Consider the following 17,927-nt stretch of genomic DNA (forward strand, 5'->3'; position numbering starts at 1 on the left):
ATGACGGCCGCGCTGACGCTGCACACCTACTGGCGGTCCAGTGCGGCGTACCGCGTGCGCATCGCCCTGCATCTCAAGGGCCTGGCGTTCGACAGCGTGCCGGTGCATCTGGTGCAGGGCGGCGGCAAACAGCGCCTGCCGGCGTTCGCCGCGCGCAATCCGCAGCGGCTGGTGCCGACGCTGCAGCACGGCGACGCCGTGCTGACCCAATCGCTGGCGATCATCGAATATCTCGACGAAGCGTTTCCGGGCGTGCCGCTGCTGCCGCGCGACGCGCTCTCGCGGCAACGTGCCCGCGCGCTCGCGCAACTGGTTGCCTGCGACATCCATCCGCTCGGCAATCTGCGCGTGCTCCAGTATCTCGAGCACGAGCTGCAGCTGCCGCCGGATGCGCGCACGCGCTGGGTCGCGCGCTGGGTGCGCGATGGACTGGAAGCGTTCGAGGCCTTGCTGCTGCAGCACGGTGCCGGCGATTTCTGCGTCGGCGATGCGCCGACGATCGCGGATTGCGCGCTGGTGCCACAGCTCTACAACGCGCGACGCTTCGGTATCGATCTGGCGCCGTATCCGGTGATCGGGCGGATCGAAGCGGCCTGCGCCGCATTGCCCGCTTTCGAGGCGGCAGCGCCGGAGCGACAGGCGGACGCGCCGCCTGTCTGATCGCGCGTCAGTGGTCGGTGCCGAATACGTCCGCGTAGGGATCGTGGCTGCCGGAGCCGCCTTCCGACAGCCGGAACTTGAGGTCCAGGCCATCGCGTGAGTCGGCGGCGCGCAGCGCGGTCTCGCGATCGATCCGGCCTTCCCGGTGCAGCCGGAACAGGCACTTGTCGAAGGTTTCGACGCCGTCCTCCAGCGAATCCTCCATCGCCTGCTTGATCTCGTGCACCTGGCCGCGGCGCAGCAGGTCGCGGATCATCGGCGTGTTGAGCAGGACCTCGGTCGCCGGCAGGCGGCGGCCGTCGTTGCCGGCCACCAGACGTTGCGAGACCACCGCGCGCAGATTCAGCGCGAGATTCATCAGCACGTTCTTGTGCGCGGCTTCGGGGAAGAAGTTGAGGATGCGCTCGATGGTCTGGTCGGCGTTGTTGGAGTGCAGCGTCGCCAGGCAGATGTGGCCGGTCTCGGCGAAGGAGATCGCCGCTTCCATCGTCGTCGCGTCCAGGATCTCGCCGATCAGGATGACGTCCGGCGCCTCGCGCATCGCGTTCTTCAGCGCGTTGTGGAAGGTCAGCGTGTCCAGCCCGACTTCGCGCTGGTTGACCAGCGATTTCTTGTGCCGATGCAGGTACTCGATCGGATCCTCGATGGTGAGGATGTGGCCCGAGGTGCTGGCATTGCGGTAGTCGATCATCGAGGCCAGCGTGGTCGACTTGCCCGAGCCGGTGGAACCGACGATCAGCACCAGGCCGCGCGGCGCCATGATGATGTCCTTGAGCACCTGCGGCAGCTGCAGCTCTTCGATGCTCGGGATGTTGCTGCGGATCGCGCGGATCACCATGCCCGTCTCGCCGCGCTGCTTGAACACGTTGACGCGGAAGCGCCCGGCGTCCTGCAGCGAGTAGGCCATGTTGAGCTCGAAATCGCGCTCGAACTGCTGGATCTGGCTCTCGTCCATCAGCGAATACGCGATCTTGCGGACCATGCCGGGCGGCAGGCCCGTGCTGCCCAGCGGATACAGCTTGCCTTCGACCTTGATGTACACCGGCGCGCCGGTGCTCAGGAACATGTCGGACGCATTTTTCTCGGTCATCAGCTTCAGGAAGTAGCCGATATCCATGTACGAACTCCCCAACGTGCCGCCGGTCTGCGTTGCGCATCCGGCTGCGGCTGACCACAATGATCCGGATAAAGCGTCCGGGCACGATTCCTCGATGAACACAAGCTTCGCATACATCCGTCCAATGCTGCAGGGCCTCGCGCTCGCAGGTGTGCTGGCGCTGACCGGCTGCGCGAGTACGCCGCCGCCGACCGAGGAACTCGCCGCCGCGCAGCTGTCGATCGCACGTGCTGGCGACGCCGATGCCGACCAGTACGCGCCCACCGACATTACCCAGGCGCGTCGCGCGCTGTCGCAGGCGCAGGCCGCGATGGGCATGGACCGCGCCGACGAAGCACGCACGCTGGCGCTGTCGGCCAGCGCGCTCGCCGACCTCGCGCACGCCCGCGCCCGTCAGGCGGAAACCGAATCTGAACTGTCCGCACGCCGGGCCGAGATCACCAACTTGCGCCAGCGGCTGCAGGTGGAGGAATGAGCACGATGCGATCGATGACGCCCTACGCCTTGGCGCTCGCGCTGCTGGTGCCGTTCGCCGCCAGCGCCCAGTCCACGCCGGAAGGCGAGGCCGCACTTCTGCAGCAGCGACTGCAGGCGATCGATTCGAATCCCGACACGGCCGGCACCGCTGCCTATGAGCGGCTGCAAGCACGCCAGTCCCTGGCAGCGCTGACCACGGTCCGCAGCAACCAGCGGGCCGCAGCCTTGCAGATCGCGCAGTGGCGCGTGGAGACGGCCGAACTGGCTGCGCGCACCGAGGCCACGCGTCGCGAGCTCACCCAGCTCGAGCGCGAGCGTAGTGCGCTGATCGTCGAGGCCAGCCGCGCGGACGCCGTGCGCGCCCGCCAGGAAGCCGAGCGCCTGCGCATCCAGGCGCAGATCCAGATCGAGGAAGCCGCGCGCCTGCGTCTGGCGGCCGAGGAAGAAACCACCGCCCGTCAGCAGGCCGAGACCGTGCTGCAGGGCGTGGCCAGTGGCGAGGCCGCAAAGCTGCGTGCCGCTCGCCAGCGCGATGCCGAACTGCGTCGCCGCGAGGCCGAGCTGCTCAAGAGTCTCGAGCAGCCCTGATGGCGGTGGCCGGCGTGCGCCGGCCCGCCCGCGCACTGCACGCCGACGTGCGGCAGTGCGCCGTCCGACGAATAGTTGTTAGTTTTTCGTCAGACTGAATCCAATTGAAATCAATCACTTAAGAGCGTTTCCGGCCGTGCGCCGCGTCGTGGCGCGGTTCGTCGATGAGACGGCTGTAAGCGTTTTCGCGTTTGACTGGGCGCCTGACACGCAATCGGGTTTTTCGCCCTTGTAGGCCCCTGATCCGAGGAGTAGGGTCGGTTGTCCGGGTGGCACCGATTCCTTCCGCCATCCGGTCACTGAGCCAGGCCGATGACCGAGATGATCCCCCACGAGGTCCCCGTATTCCGTCCGCAGGGCGGCGACGGCGACCTGATCGGATCGTCCGCCCCACGTTCCTGGATGCAGCCCACGTAACGCCCCGCCCGTCGCCGGTCGGGGCGTTCGTATTTTCCAGTCAGGAGGATTCCATGTTCGAAGCGCAATCGCAGACCGAACTCGAAGAGATCATGAAAGGAAACGTCGAGTTCCGGCAGCTCTACTACCGGCACAAAGAGCTGGACAAGAAGGTGCTGAACGCAGAGCTCGGCGTGTTCGCCGTCGATGAGACCACGCTGTCGCAGATGAAGCGCGAAAAGCTCGCGGCAAAGGATCGCCTGACCCAGATGTACGACCAGATGCAGAAACACTAGGTTCGTCTGTCGCGGGCGGTGGTGGCCATCCTCGTCGGTTGCCATCGCCCGCGAATGTTGTCCGCGGATGCGATAATCGCGATCTGTCTCGCTGCAACCCGGACCTGCAATGCCGATCGCCGACTCCGTTCTCGACCTGATCGCCGACACGCCCATCGTGCGTGCGCGCCGCCTCGATGCGGGCCCCTGCGAACTCTATTTCAAGCTCGAGAGCCAGAATCCGGGCGGCTCCATCAAGGACCGCATCGGTCTGCGCATGATCGAGGCCGCCGAAGCGCGCGGCGACATCGCGCCCGGTGCCACGCTGGTGGAAGGCACCGCCGGCAATACCGGCATCGGCCTGGCGCTGGTGGCCCAGCAGAAGGGCTACAAGCTGATTCTCGTGGTCCCGGACAAGATGAGCCGGGAGAAGATCTTCAATCTCAAGGCGATGGGCGCCGAGGTCGTGCTGACCCGCTCCGACGTTGCCAAGGGCCACCCCGAGTACTACCAGGACCTCGCCGAGCGCATCGCGGGCGAGCCCCCGGGTGCCTATTTCATCAACCAGTTCGGCAATCCCGACAACCCGGCCGCGCACGAGCACGGCACCGGGCCGGAAATCCTGCGGCAGATGAGTGAAGTGGGCGGGCTGGACGCGATCGTCTTCGGCTGCGGCAGCTCGGGCACGATGACCGGCCTGTCGCGCTGCTTCGCCAAGGACGCGCCGGACGTGGAACTTGTGCTGGCCGATCCGGTCGGCTCGATCCTCGCCGAATACATCAACGACGGCGTGCTCAACGACAAGTCGGGCAGCTGGATGGTTGAAGGCATCGGCGAGGATTTCCTGCCGGGCATCTCCGATTTCTCACGGGTCAAGCAGGCCTATGCGATCAGCGACCAGGAAAGCTTCCTGGCCGCGCGCGAACTGCTGCGCACCGAGGGCATACTCGGCGGTTCGTCGACCGGCACGCTGCTGGCCGCCGCGCTCAAGTACTGCCGCGCGCAGACCACGCCGAAGAAGGTGCTGGTGTTCGTCTGCGACACCGGCAACAAGTATCTGAGCAAGCTCTACAACGATTACTGGATGCTCGACAACGGCTTCCTGGAGCGCGAGCAGCACGGCGACCTGCGCGATCTCATCCTGCGCCCGTACTCGCGTCGCGACACGGTGGTGCTGCAGCCGACCGACCTGTTGGTCACGGCCTACCAGCGCATGAAGCTCTACGAGATCTCGCAGTTGCCGGTGATGGACGGCGACCGCATCGTCGGCATCCTTGACGAGAGCGACGTGCTGCTGCACGTCTACGGCGACGAAGCCCGCTTCCGCGAGCCGGTGTCGTCGGCGATGGTCAGCAAGCTCGACTTCCTCGACGTCAAATCCCCGGTCGAAGCCCTGCTGCCGGTGTTCGACCGCGGCCAAGTCGCGATCGTCACCGACGGCGACAGATTCCTCGGTCTGATCACCCGGATCGACCTGCTGAACTACCTGCGCCGCCGCGTGCAGTGACGCCTACGCGTTGATCGCCGCGGCTCTGAACCTGTCGTTCAGGGCTGCTGGCTAGAATCTCCCGTCCTTTCAGGAAGCTGTCATGTCCGAATCCAGTTCCCGGCATCGCGATTACGCGCTGGCCACGTTGGCGATCCACGCCGGCCAATCGCCCGATCCCTCGACGGGCGCGGTGATGCCGCCGATCTACGCGACCTCGACCTACGCCCAGTCCAGCCCGGGCGAGCACCAGGGTTTCGAGTACTCGCGCACCCACAACCCGACGCGCTTCGCCTACGAGCGCTGCGTGGCGGGCCTGGAAGGCGGCACGCGCGGCTTCGCGTTCGCCTCCGGCATGGCCGCTACCGCGACCCTGCTGGAACTGCTCGACAGCGGCGATCATGTCATCGCGATGGACGACCTCTACGGCGGTAGCTACCGCCTGTTCGAGCGCGTGCGCACGCGCAGCGCCGGTCTGTCCTTCAGCTATGTTGACATGACCGACCCGTCTACGTTCGAAGCCGCGATCACGGAGAAGACGAAGCTGGTCTGGATCGAGACCCCGACCAACCCGATGTTGAAGATTGTCGACATCCGGGCGATCGCGGACCTCGCCCACAAGCATGGCCTGATCGTCGTCGTCGACAACACTTTCGCCTCGCCGATCCTGCAGCGCCCGATCGAGCACGGCGCCGACATCGTCATGCACTCGGCCACCAAGTACCTCAATGGCCACTCCGACATGGTCGGCGGCATGCTGGTGGTCGGCGACAACGCCGAACTCGCCGAGCAGCTGGCGTTCCTGCAGAACTCCGCAGGCGCAGTGCAGGGCCCCTTCGACAGCTTCCTCGCGCTGCGCGGTCTCAAGACCTTGCACCTGCGCATGAAGGCTCACTGCGAGAATGCACAGGCCCTGGCGGAGTTCCTCGACGCACATCCTGCCATCGAGCAGGTGATCTACCCCGGCCTCGCCTCGCACCCGCAGCACGCACTCGCCAAGCGCCAGATGGACGGCTTCGGCGGCATCATCTCGGTCCGCATCAAGGGCGGCTACGAGGCGGCGAAGCGGTTCTGCGAGCGCACCGAACTGTTCACGCTCGCCGAATCGCTCGGTGGTGTGGAGAGCCTGGTCAACCATCCGGCGGTGATGACGCATGCGTCGGTGCCGGCGGAGCGGCGTGCCGAGTTGGGGATGCATGATGATCTGGTGCGGTTGAGCGTGGGGGTGGAGGCGCTCGAAGACCTTCGCTCCGACGTGACCTCTGCCCTTGCCGCTGAAGAATAATCGGTTGAGGCCAGCCGTGATCTTTCTCGGAGCTTCGTCGCGCCTGTTGTCGTCAATCAGTCTCGGTGTAATCGAATTGTTGGCACGCGTCCGGCAAGTAATGGCGCTCTCGGGGCCGAAGAAATTGATCCCCGGATCCATGTCGGACGTTTTCTTACATTGGCACCGGACCGCGGAAACGCAGATATAACTCGCCATTGGTCATCACGTTAGCGACGACAATCGGCATCCGGCTCTCTGGTGTCATGACTCCGACGGCTCGCTGGAACGCAGAATAATCGGTGAGCAAACCAGCAGGCATTGTTCCGGATGCGTCTCTCTCAGGGCGCTGATAAATGCGCTACTTACTTACGAATCCAACCTGGATGCATCAATGAACACTTGGGCGGTCGCGGTTTACCGGTACCGGCACTTCGTCATGTCGTCGATCGTGAACGACATCAAGGCGCGCTTCGCTCGGAGCCGGTTGGGTGCACTCTGGGTCATTTTGCAGCCTCTGGCGCAGGTCGCGATCTTCGCGATCGTGCTGTCGGAGGTGCTCGCGGCAAGGCTGCCCGGTGTCGAAAGCAAATTCGCCTTCGCGATTTACCTCACCGCAGGTCTGATGGCCTGGTCGTTGTTCTCGGAGATCGTCGTGCGATCCTCGACGGTGTTCATCGACAACGCGAATCTGTTGAAGAAGATCTCGTTCCCCCGTGTGTGCCTCCCGGTTGTGGTGGCAGGCAGCTCGCTGGTGAACAACGCGATGCTTTTCGTCGCCATCCTTGTGGTCTTCGCACTGCTGGGCCATTGGGCGGGGATCGCGATCGTGTATCTGCCCGTGCTTGTGGCAGTGACCACGCTGTTCGCAATGGGGCTGGGGCTGTTGCTGGGCGTACTCAATGTGTTCGTTCGGGATGTCGGGCAGATCACAGGTGTCGTGATCCAGTTGTGGTTCTGGCTGACGCCGATCGTTTACCCGGCGAACATCATTCCCGAGCGATTCCGCAAGTTCGTTGAGCTCAACCCGATGACCCATGTCGTAGAGGGCTACCAGAACGTGCTGTTGAGAAACGAAGCGCCGAATTTCTCGGGCCTGCTGTTGCCGCTTGCTCTGGGCGTCTTGCTGATGATGGTCGCGTTCGTGCTCTTCAGACGCGCCTCTGCGGAAATGGTGGACGTGCTATGAGCGAAGTCATCCTCAGCGTCGAGTCGGTCGGCAAATCGTTTCGTCAATATGGATCCGAGCTCCAGCGGATGGCGGGTTGGTTCGGGATTCGTGTCGGCCACGTCGAAGAGAACTGGGTGCTCCGGCATATCTCGTTCAAGCTGCGCCGAGGCGAGGCCGTCGGTATCGTCGGCCAGAACGGCGCGGGCAAGAGCACTTTGCTCAAACTCATCGTCGGCACGATGCGACCGACGGAAGGTCATGTCGCCAGCCACTGCCGCATCAGCGCCATTCTGGAACTCGGGATGGGGTTCAATCCGGATCTGACGGGGCGCGAGAACGTACGGCACTCCGCTGGTCTGATGGGATATCAGCCGGATCAGGTCGAAGCCGCCATGCCGGATATCGAGGCATTCGCAGAAATCGGCGCGTATTTCGACGAGCCGGTTCGCATCTATTCGACGGGCATGCAGATGCGCGTCGCGTTTGCTGTCGCAACTGCATTCCGTCCTGATGTCCTCATCGTCGACGAAGCACTGTCCGTCGGTGATGCGTACTTTCAACACAAGAGCTTCGACCGGATCCGGCAGTTCCAGCAGGAAGGCACGTCGCTGCTGATCGTGTCCCACGACAAATCCGCCGTGCAGGGCCTCTGCAGTCGAGCCATCCTGCTCGATGGCGGCCACATCGTGAAGGATGGCGCGCCAGACGAGGTGATGGATCTCTACAACGCGCTGATCGCGGAACGGGAGAACAAGACCGTCCGCGTGGGGCAGTTGGGAGACGGTAAATCCCAGGTGATTTCCGGGACGGGCGAGGTGGTCGTGGACCGCATCGAGCTGTTGAACGAAGCGGGCGAGCCGGTCGAGTTCGTGGGTGTCGGTGATCGCATTCGCCTGCGTGTGAGCGCAGTCGCAAGCGCCGCGATCCCGAGGCTCGTGTTCGGTTACATGATCAAGGATCGTCTCGGGCAGTCGATCTACGGCACCAACACGCACCACACCGAACAGCCGCTCGAGGCGATCCAGGCGGGTGCAACTGTCGAGTTCCTTGTGGATTTCGACGTGATCATCGGTCCCGGTACTTATTCGATCTCGACGGCGCTGGTCAGCACCGAAACGCATCTCGTCAACAATTACGAGTGGCGTGACCTCGCGCTCGTGTTCACGGTGGTCAACATGCACCATCCGTTCTTCATCGGAAGTACGTGGATGCAGCCCAGCATCACGGTGGAGCAGCGATGACGTTCGTCAGCTATGCGCAGAATTTCGAGGACCTGATGCTGCACAGGGCCTTGGGCGACATCGAGAACGGGTTCTATGTCGATGTGGGTGCGCAGCACGCGGTCCGAGATTCGGTGACGGCCGTGTTCTATGCACGTGGCTGGAGCGGCATCAACATCGAACCAATTCCGAAGTGGAAGCGACTGCTGGACCGACTGCGCCCGCGCGACATCAATTTGCAGCTGGCCGTCGACCCGCGAGCCGACGAGCTGGAGATCTACGAAGTTCCCGGCGGGCTGTCTACGGTGGTGCGGGCCTACGCCGACGGCCATCGTGCGCAAGGCAAGTCCGTGCGGCCCCGGCGCGTGGCCGCCGCCCGGCTCGACGCGATTCTCGACGCCCATGCCGGCCCGGACATCCATTTTCTCAAGATCGATGTCGAAGGTGCCGAGCGCGCTGTGCTCGAGAGTCTGTCGTTGGAGCGGTTCCGCCCCTGGATCCTGGTCATCGAAGCGACCCGGCCGGGAACGCCTGAGGTGGCGCTGCACGAGTGGGAGCCGCTCGTGACCGGTGCCGGCTACCAGCGTGTCTACTGGGACGGGCTGAACGTGTTCTACATTGCCGACGAACACATGTCGCGGGCGGTCGCATTCGCGTCCCCTCCCAATGTATTCGACTCGGTGCAGCATGCGGAGACGATCCGGACCATCACCCGTTTCGCGCGCCGTGCAGAGATTGCGAAACACCGACGCGCCGGCACTGAGCGCGCACTCGACACCACCGCGCTGGAGCTCGTCCGAGCGCGCGATCAAGTCTGTGAGTTGGAGGCCTGGAACTCCGATCTGGTGCAGCAGGGACGTCGCGCACTCGCGCTGCGGCATCAGCAGGCCAGCGAGGTCACGATGCTGAGAGCCCAAGCTGGCAGAATCGGCGCGCTCGAACACGAACTCTCGACGCTCCGCGGCAGTTCCTCTTGGCTGCTGACGGCGCCGCTGCGGCTGGCAGTCAGCGTGCTGCGGCGTGAAGTAGGTCTGGTCGATGCGGCAAAGAGATCGGTGCGCGGCGTGGTCAGGCTCGTCTGGTCGCGTATCCGCCATCGGACTGCCTTGGCGCAGCGCCTGCAACGCATGGCCGGCGTCCACCCCAGAGTGTTCCGCTGGCTGCAGCACGCTGCGACGCAGGGGCAGCCGGGTGCCGGGGACCATCCGACGTTCGAGGGGCTGAGTGCGGATGCGCGGCTCGTGTTCCAGCGTCTGCAGACGCAATCGGTCTCGGGGCGCGCCTGATGCGTATTGCAGTCGACCTGCAGGCCTGTCAGTTCAACGGGCGCTACCGGGGAATCGGACGCTACTCGCTGAATCTGGTGGAGCATATGCTCGAAGTCGCCGGCGACCACGAGTTCATCGTGTGCCTCAACGACACCGCGGATGGCGATGGCATCTACCCCCTGGTCGACCGGCTCGCCCGTCGGATGCCGCGCGAAAATATCCGCGTCTGGTCTTCGATGGCCGGTGTCGGTGCGGTCGACGAGTCCGCCGCTGCAGCGGCCAGGCGGCGCCACGCCTGTCTGCTCCGGGACACGTACCTGGCGAGTCTGCGGCCCGACGTAGTCCATGCCGCCAGCCTGTTCGAAGGGTTCGGTGACGATACGGCCGTGCGCATCGCGAGTGAGGAAGGTCTTGCACCCCGCACGGCGGTCACGCTTTACGACCTGATTCCTCTGCTGCGGCCTGCCGAGTATCTGCAGCACCCCCTCGTCGATCGCTGGTATCGCGAACGCGTTGCCGATCTGCGGAATGCAGGCATGCTGCTCGCCATCAGCGAGGCTTCTAGACGCGAGGCCATCGAGCATCTTGGGCTGCCGGAAGACAACATCGCGATGATCTCGTCCGGTGTGGACCCGGTGTTCGCGCCATGGCGCGGCACCCCGTCGGAGATCCGCGCCTTTCGCCGCCGGTTCGGACTCTGCGAACAGTTCGTGCTCTACACCGGTGGTTTCGACTCCCGCAAGAATCTGTCCAGACTGGTGCGCGCATGGGCAGCGGCGCGCAAGTTGCCGGACTCGCAGCTGGTCTTCGCCGGAATGGGCGAGCCGAACGCGATCGCTGAGCTGCGCGCGGTTGCCGCGTCCGAGGGGCTGGCAGACGATGCGCTCAGGTTTCTCGGATACGTGTCGGACGAGGATCTTGTCCGCCTCTACAGCATTACCTCGTTGTTCGCGTTCCCGTCCATTCACGAGGGCTTCGGGCTGCCGATTCTCGAGGCGATGGCATGCGGAGCTCCGGTGATCGCCGCAGACGCCACGTCGCTCCCCGAAGTGGTGGGGCTACGCGATGCGTTGTTCGATCCCATGTCCATCGCTTCGTTGACGGAGAAGATCGAGCAGGTATTGGACGGCCCCGGTTTCGCCGAGCGTCTCCGACTGCATGCGGTCAAGCAAAGTCGGCATTTTTCCTGGGAGCGCAGTGCGCGACAGGCAGTGACGGCGCTCGAAGAGCTCGGGTCGCGACAGCGCCAGCCGGTCTGGCGTGTCAGCAGGGTCGCGCATTCGGAGGCCGCGAGTCGGGAGCGGTTGGACGGGCTGCGGCAAGCTGCTCCCGGCGCGACCGTGGCGGCATCCCGACAACTGGCGCAAGGCGATATCGCGGTGACGGTGCAGTGCGGTGACAATGACGCCCTGTCGTCGACCACGCTGCTGCTCGACGCATCCCTGCGCGAATCTGGCGCCGTCTCGATTGCCGACATGTACGCGACCCACGGCTACGCGTTCGCGCGCTTGCACGCGCAGGGAAGAGCGCTTCATCCCGGTGCGCCGATGGCCTGGAGGCCGCCCGTGGATGTAGACGGTTTCGGCTTCGATCCAGCGACGGCGATGCGGATTCCGCTGAATAGACAGACCGGGATTCCGGCGGAATGGCGGTTGCTTCCCGAGGACAGCGATTCCCATTTCGCAGCGAACGCGATCGAGCTCGCTGCGGGATTGGGGCAATCGGGCCACCGGGCGCTTCTCAGGCGACTGGTCGAACGTGCGGGCGCGATACCGGCTGAGCAAAGCTTGGCTGCCGATGATCTGGCGCCATTCGCGGTCGCGGCCGCGCGCAACCATCCTGACAGCGCGAGTCGACGTCAGCTATTGCTCGATGTCTCCGAACTGGTCCATCAGGATCAGGCTACCGGCATCCAGCGCGTGGTGCGGCGTGTACTCACGGCACTGCTGGACTGGCGCGCACCGGATATCCGCGTGGAGCCGGTCTTTCTCGCTGCAGACGGGCGTTATCGTTATGCCGCCGCATTCACGTCACGGTTTCTCGGCCTCGACGCGCCGGTTCGCGATGACGACCTGATCGATTACGTGCGTGGCGATGTGTTTCTCGGCCTCGATCTCGCGCAGCAGTGCGTGGTTCGATCTTCCGACTGGTTCCAACGCATCCGCGCAGCGGGTGTCGAGGTCCACTTTGTCATCTACGATCTGCTGCCGTGGATCCGGTCCGAATTCTTCCATCCGGCCGCGAGACCGAACTTCGAGGCCTGGCTGCATGCGCTGTCAATCCTTGCCGATGGCGTGGTGTGTATTTCGCGGGCGGTCGCGGACGAATTCATCTCCCATCTCGAGGCGCTGACGCTCTCGGCCCGCAAGTCTCCTCTGAAGATCGGCTATTTCCATCTCGGCGCTGATCTGGACGCAGATGTGACAAGACGCTCGACCACGCCGGCAGAACTCGAAACCGCCGCGCTGATCCCGAAAGACGTTCCGGTGGTCCTGATGGTGTCCACGCTCGAACCTCGCAAGGGTTATCAGCAGACGCTCGATGCCTTCGATCTTCTGTGGCAGGACGGTGACGACGTCACACTGGTCATCGTCGGGAAACTCGGTTGGATGTTCGAGCACTTCGCCCAGCGACTGCGCACGCACCCGCAATGGATGCGACAACTGTTCTGGTTCGAGGCGGCGAGCGACGGCATGCTGCAGACTCTCTATCGCGAGGCCACAGTCCTGCTCGCCGCGTCCGAGGGTGAAGGCTTCGGCCTGCCCCTGATCGAGGCTGCGCAGTCGGGCATTCCGTTGCTGTGTCGTGAACTGCCCGTATTCCGCGAAGTGGCCGGCCCACATGCGGCGTATTTCCAGGCCCGGTCGGGTTGGGAGCTCGCCCAGGCCATGCGCGACTGGCTGTCGTCGTGGAGAGCGGGCGCCGGAGTTCCTTCGTCGGCCGGACTGCGTTGGCAGACCTGGCAGGCGAGCACGCGACAACTTCTTGATGTGGTGCTCAAGGGCGACTGGTATGCCGAATGGCGTGCCGGTAACAGGCGAATCCTGCCTGCGTTCTCGACGCGTTTCGCCACACAGGTCGGCATTCTCCAAGGGGGATGCATGGGAACGACGGGGGAGGCCGGTCTGCTGCTCCACGGGCCCTACATCCCGCTTTCTGCAGGGCATCACCGTCTTTCGATCCGCGGGCGCCTGCGTGCGACCAATGCCTCGACCGCGTGGGCAGAGATCGTGCACACGCGCGGCGAAATCCAGGTCGTGCGATTCGCGCTGCCCGGCACCTCTGCAAGCGGAATCATCTTGGACCTTCCGTTCGAGCTCGATGACGACGTGCAGGACCTGGAAGTTCGCATCTGGGTAGGAGAGGGCGACATCGCATCGATCGCAAGTATTGGCATCATCCCGTTCGAAAACGCACGTGCGCCCACGCTCGTACATGCGCAGCGCGCCCGCGCGGTCGTCGGCGCCGGCGCCTGCGTTTCATCCGTAACGGGGTTCCGCTGATGCGTGTGCTGATCAGTGTGCGTTGCGCGCATGTGACTTCCGGCGCGCAACAGGCCGACGAGGTCGCAACGTTCGTGGCCTCGATTGTCGAAGCGGCGGATGCCACCGATGACGTTCATCTGGTCTTCGACGCCGCGTTGGGCGAGGCAATCGAAGTGATCCGGAATGCCGCGGGCGAACTTCCGCCGCAGCGCACGCGCGTCTGGGGCGGCACAGGCGATTCCTCCGAGCCCATCCTGGGTGTCCAGGCTGCACGCGACCTCCGACTGCGGCGCTGTATCGCCGAGCTGGAGCCCGAGGCAATGATCGACATCTGCCTCGGCGAATCGGTCGGACTCACGTATCCGCAGGGCGTGTTTCCGAAACCGTCGTGCGCGTCCGGTGCGCGGTTTGACCATGCGACGGTCACAGTGCAGGCCGTGTCGGAGGACAGACTCGAAGCGATCCGGGATCGTCTCGGCATTGAGATGGTGTGTATCCCGGACAGCGGTCCGAGCACAGGTCGGGCGCTTTCCGACCCGCCTGCGTGCGAGGGCGCACGGGACGATATCCGCACGCGCGGTGACAGTGGGCCTGACGTCGCCGAATGCCATCTGCTGGCGGCAGGTCCCGGTCTGGATGGAGCGGTTTCACGGCTGCTGCGATCGGGCGGGCACGTGCAACTTCGAAGCGGCGCGCTTCAGGCGCTCTCGCGTGAGCTGTCGCTGGATACGACGCTCCAGCTCGCCCACGCGTGCGGTGGATACGCCTCAGTGCGCAGCACCCTGATGGGTGAAGCACTGACTATTGCGGACGTCGAGGCGTGGCTTGCGAGCGTGTCGCGGGGCGCGCGGGCCGTCACCGCAAACGATGCATGGTATGAGCACCGGAGAATGCTCGACGCCGCACTCTTCCATTGCCTGGGCGACGCTGTCGAAGCACCTGGCATTGCAGGCGCTCTGCACCACGACATTCTGGGTGCTGTCGCCGGACCCAGGCGATTGCTCGTGGACATCTCCGCTCTGGTGAAGTTCGATGCCAAAAGCGGCATCCAACGCGTGGTGCGGAACATCCTCTCGCATCTCGAGTCGGCGCTGCCGGAGCGTTATCAGATCGCGCCGATCGCTTTTATGGACGACGGCCGCTGTCTGCATGCGTCCAGGTTCTACGCCCGGTTCGTCGGCTTGCCTTACGACGTTCCAGATGACGGCGCCTTCGTGCCGCGGCCCGGCGACATCTTTCTCGGTCTCGATTTGTCCGCGCACATCGTGCCTGTACATCAGTCCAGGTTCGAGTGGATGCGGCGCCTTGGGATCCCGATCCATTTCGTCGTGTATGACCTGTTACCGATACGCCGACCGGAATGCTTCGATCCACGCGTCGTGAACCTGTTCCAGGCCTGGTATGCCTCGATCGCAGTTCTGGCGGATGGCGTGCTGTGCATCTCCAGAGCGGTCGCTGACGAGTTCGCTGATTGGCTGGACGAACACAAGCCCAAGCGTATCGGAGCGCTCGGTATCGACTACTTCCACCTCGGGGCAGACATCGTGGATTCGGCGCATCGCGAGGCGGATTCACCTCATCCGGTGGATGGGCGCCGTTATGTCTTGATGGTGTCCACCCTTGAGCCACGAAAGGGATATGCCCAGGCGTTGGCTGCATTCGAGCTGCTGTGGGCGAAAGGTACTGATCTTTCGCTTGTCATCGTCGGCAAGCAGGGATGGATGATGGAGGCCTTGGTCGAACGTCTGCGAGGGCACCCGGAACTCGGGCGGCGCCTGCACTGGTTCGAAGGCATCGATGACGCGCTACTGGCGAGCCTGTATCAACACGCAGACGGGCTGCTGTCAGCTTCGGAGGGTGAAGGGTTCGGACTGCCCTTGATCGAGGCGGCCCAGTACGGTGTGCCGGTTCTGTGCCGCGACCTGCCTGTGTTCCGGGAGATCGCAGGCGAAGCCGCGACCTACTTCGACGGTTACGAACCCGAGGCATTGGCCGATGCCATCGCGCAGTGGAACGAGACCTTGGGCGCATGTCCGTCCGGTCAGGTCCCCTGGAAAACCTGGCGCGAGGCGACCTCGGAATTCGTCGCCGCCCTTACATCAGATCAGCCCTATCGACGCTGGATCGGCAACGAAGATCGCTATCTGTTCAGTGGCTATAATCCGAGGCTTCAAACGCTTGTAGGCGAGCGCTCCCACGGCGACATCGTCACCAGCGGTCGCGAAGGCGTACTCGTATACGGGCCTTACATGAGCTTAGGTGCAGGCTCGTATCGTCTGCGCATCCGGGGTGAATTGTCCGCCCCGCACATCGACGCGACGCTCGTGGAAGTGGTTGCAATGCAGGCATCGTTGCAGGTCGCAGCGTGGCACGTGATCGCATCTGAGGACGGAATGATTGTCGACGCCGAGTTTCGCCTGCCGGACGACGTCGACGACCTCGAGGTCAGATTGACGGTATCGAGCGAGCACGCCGTGCGTTTTTCCAGAATCGAGATCGTCCGGCACCAGGCCCTTCCGACCCAACCTCCAGTCACCGAAAGTCCAAGAAAATCTGAGGAACGCGTGCAATGAAAACAGCTGTGATCACCGGAATTTCCGGTCAGGATGGAGCCTATCTCGCCCAGTTGTTGCTTGAGAAGGGATACCGGGTCTACGGAACCTACCGGAGAACGAGTTCGGTCAATTTCTGGCGCATCGAGGAACTGGGCATCAGTGAAGCGCCGAACCTCCATCTCGTCGAGTACGACCTGACCGACCTCGGCTCGGCAATCCGTTTGCTGGAGCGCACGCAGGCGACCGAGGTCTACAACCTGGCTGCACAGAGCTTTGTCGGCGTGTCGTTCGACCAGCCCGCAACGACTGCACAGATCACCGGTATCGGCGCAGTGCATCTACTGGAGGCCATCCGGATTGTGAATCCGAAGATCCGCTTCTATCAGGCCTCCACGTCGGAAATGTTCGGCAAAGTACAGGCTGTGCCACAGAAGGAAGACACGCCGTTCTACCCGAGAAGCCCTTACGGCGTCGCGAAGCTGTACGCGCACTGGATGACGATCAACTATCGGGAGTCGTACGACATCTTCGGCAGCAGCGGTATTCTGTTCAATCACGAATCGCCGCTGCGCGGACGCGAGTTCGTAACTCGCAAGATCACCGACACGGTGGCCAAGATCAAGCTGGGGAAAGCGACGCGTCTTGAGCTTGGTAACCTCGACGCCAAGAGGGATTGGGGTTTCGCCAAGGAATATGTTGAAGGCATGTGGCGCATGCTGCAGGCCGATGAGCCGGACACGTTTGTGCTCGCGACGAACCGTACCGAAACCGTTCGTGACTTTGTGAGCATGGCGTTCAAGTCAGCCGGGATCGGCATCGAATGGCGCGGTGCTGGAGAGGACGAGCGTGGGCTCTGCGCTGAATCCGGCAAGGTACTTGTTGCGATCAACCCGGTGTTCCACCGTCCTGCGGAAGTCGACCTGTTGGTCGGAGACGCTTCAAAAGCGGAAAGCAAGCTGGGCTGGCGTGCCGACACGACCCTCGAGCAACTCTGCGAAATGATGGTCGAGGCGGATCTGCGCCGCAATGAACTCGGCGCGTCCTTCTGAGGTGAAGTCCATGCGGGTACTGGTTACTGGAGGCGAGGGTTTCACTGGCAGATACATGCGAGCAGAACTCGAGGCCCACGGGCACGAGGTCGTGTCCATATCGCATCGCGCGGATGGCAGCGCGGACCTCGCGGTGGATCTATGTGATCGGGAGGCGGTGCGGAGCGCACTTTCGAATATTCGCGTCGACGCGGTCATCCATCTCGCGGCGATCGCATTCGTCGCTCATGGCGATGTCGAACAGATGTATCGCGTCAATATCGTGGGTACCCGCAACCTGCTCGAGGCGTTGTCCTCAGGTTCGCAGCCTCCGCGCGTCGTGCTGCTTGCAAGCAGTGCAAACATCTACGGGAACTCGGACTCCGAGGTCATCGATGAGAGCGTGCAGGCTAAGCCGGCCAACGACTATGCCGTCAGCAAGCTAGCGATGGAGTACATGGCGAAAACCTGGATGGACAGGTTGCCGATCGTGATCGCACGGCCGTTCAACTACACCGGAGTCGGACAGTCCAAGCAGTTTGTCATCCCGAAGATCGTGGATCATTACGTTCGACGGCAGCCGGTGGTGGAATTGGGCAACATCGATGTCATCAGGGATTTCCAGGATGTTCGCGATGTCGTGTCGACATACCGAAAGCTCATCGAATTGGCACCTGTCGGCGCTACGTTCAATCTCTGTTCCGGTATCGGCCATTCGCTGGGCGATGTCTTGCAGATGCTTGCCGAGCGCGTGGGTTATCGCATAAAGGTCGACGTGAATCCCCAGTTCGTGAGAAGTAACGAGGTGGTCCGGCTGGTCGGAGACTCAAGCAAAGTCAACGCGTTGATCGGGAGCGCGTCTCGCCGGACGTTGTCGGAGACGCTGGGCTGGATGGTGAAGCAGGCGGCCCCGAGTGGCGTGGCATCGGAGTAAAGA

14 protein-coding genes are annotated in these 17,927 nt (G+C 63.6%); 13 read left to right on the plus strand and 1 reads right to left on the minus strand.

The window, feature by feature from the left end; genetic code table 11:
- Positions 1-660, plus strand: coding sequence for a maleylacetoacetate isomerase (maiA, locus tag LU699_RS11865; protein ID WP_232137962.1), 660 nt, complete (start codon positions 1-3; stop codon positions 658-660).
- A 7-nt stretch (positions 661-667) separates the two neighbouring features.
- Here the strand turns inward: maiA and LU699_RS11870 are convergent, their stop codons facing one another.
- Positions 668-1,777 carry a PilT/PilU family type 4a pilus ATPase gene (locus LU699_RS11870; protein ID WP_232137960.1) on the minus strand — a complete coding sequence of 370 codons (1,110 nt, stop codon included), beginning with the start codon at positions 1,775-1,777 and terminating at the stop codon, positions 668-670.
- 94 nt (positions 1,778-1,871) lie between these two features.
- On the opposite strand from LU699_RS11870, the gene LU699_RS11875 reads away from it, so the two are divergent.
- The 12 genes from LU699_RS11875 (at position 1,872) to LU699_RS11930 (ending at position 17,924) form a co-directional block, all read left to right on the plus strand.
- On the plus strand, positions 1,872-2,252 hold the full coding sequence (locus LU699_RS11875) for a DUF4398 domain-containing protein (protein ID WP_232137959.1): 381 nt from the start codon (positions 1,872-1,874) through the stop codon (positions 2,250-2,252).
- Entirely contained in the window at positions 2,249-2,842 is a 594-nt protein-coding gene (locus LU699_RS11880) for a hypothetical protein (protein ID WP_232137958.1), read from the plus strand. The genes LU699_RS11875 and LU699_RS11880 overlap by 4 nt, the downstream gene beginning before the upstream one ends.
- Positions 2,843-3,312: 470 nt before the next feature.
- Positions 3,313-3,534 (plus strand): HP1242/YdcH family protein, encoded by a 222-nt coding sequence (locus tag LU699_RS11885; protein WP_055246405.1) that lies wholly within the window; start codon positions 3,313-3,315, stop codon positions 3,532-3,534.
- A gap of 109 nt (positions 3,535-3,643) precedes the next feature.
- Positions 3,644-5,020 carry a pyridoxal-phosphate dependent enzyme gene (locus tag LU699_RS11890; protein WP_232137957.1) on the plus strand — a complete coding sequence of 459 codons (1,377 nt, stop codon included), beginning with the start codon at positions 3,644-3,646 and terminating at the stop codon, positions 5,018-5,020.
- 82 nt (positions 5,021-5,102) lie between these two features.
- Positions 5,103-6,284, plus strand: coding sequence for a cystathionine gamma-synthase (locus LU699_RS11895; protein ID WP_232137956.1), 1,182 nt, complete (start codon positions 5,103-5,105; stop codon positions 6,282-6,284).
- Between the two features lie 373 nt (positions 6,285-6,657).
- Positions 6,658-7,452, plus strand: coding sequence for an ABC transporter permease (locus LU699_RS11900; RefSeq protein WP_232137955.1), 795 nt, complete (start codon positions 6,658-6,660; stop codon positions 7,450-7,452).
- On the plus strand, positions 7,449-8,675 hold the full coding sequence (locus LU699_RS11905) for an ABC transporter ATP-binding protein (RefSeq protein ID WP_232137954.1): 1,227 nt from the start codon (positions 7,449-7,451) through the stop codon (positions 8,673-8,675). The genes LU699_RS11900 and LU699_RS11905 overlap by 4 nt, the downstream gene beginning before the upstream one ends.
- Positions 8,672-9,940, plus strand: a complete 1,269-nt coding sequence (locus LU699_RS11910) for an FkbM family methyltransferase (protein ID WP_232137953.1) — start codon at positions 8,672-8,674, stop codon at positions 9,938-9,940. The genes LU699_RS11905 and LU699_RS11910 overlap by 4 nt, the downstream gene beginning before the upstream one ends.
- The gene (locus LU699_RS11915; RefSeq protein ID WP_232150401.1) at positions 9,940-13,425 is read left to right on the plus strand and encodes a glycosyltransferase family 4 protein; all 3,486 of its coding nucleotides are present in this window, start codon (positions 9,940-9,942) and stop codon (positions 13,423-13,425) included. The genes LU699_RS11910 and LU699_RS11915 overlap by 1 nt, the downstream gene beginning before the upstream one ends.
- Positions 13,425-15,980: a glycosyltransferase family 4 protein gene (locus tag LU699_RS11920; RefSeq protein ID WP_232580178.1), complete on the plus strand. Its 2,556-nt coding sequence runs from the start codon at positions 13,425-13,427 to the stop codon at positions 15,978-15,980. The genes LU699_RS11915 and LU699_RS11920 overlap by 1 nt, the downstream gene beginning before the upstream one ends.
- A complete protein-coding gene (gene gmd / locus LU699_RS11925; protein WP_232150397.1) occupies positions 15,977-17,011 on the plus strand; it encodes a GDP-mannose 4,6-dehydratase in 1,035 nt (344 codons plus the stop codon). Before LU699_RS11920 ends, gmd begins: the two co-directional genes overlap by 4 nt.
- A complete protein-coding gene (locus LU699_RS11930) occupies positions 16,989-17,924 on the plus strand; it encodes a GDP-mannose 4,6-dehydratase (protein WP_268739128.1) in 936 nt (311 codons plus the stop codon). The genes gmd and LU699_RS11930 overlap by 23 nt, the downstream gene beginning before the upstream one ends.
- The last annotated feature ends 3 nt before the right edge of the window (positions 17,925-17,927 follow it).

This window comes from Luteimonas fraxinea (genome assembly GCF_021233355.1).
Lineage (GTDB): Bacteria > Pseudomonadota > Gammaproteobacteria > Xanthomonadales > Xanthomonadaceae > Luteimonas > Luteimonas fraxinea.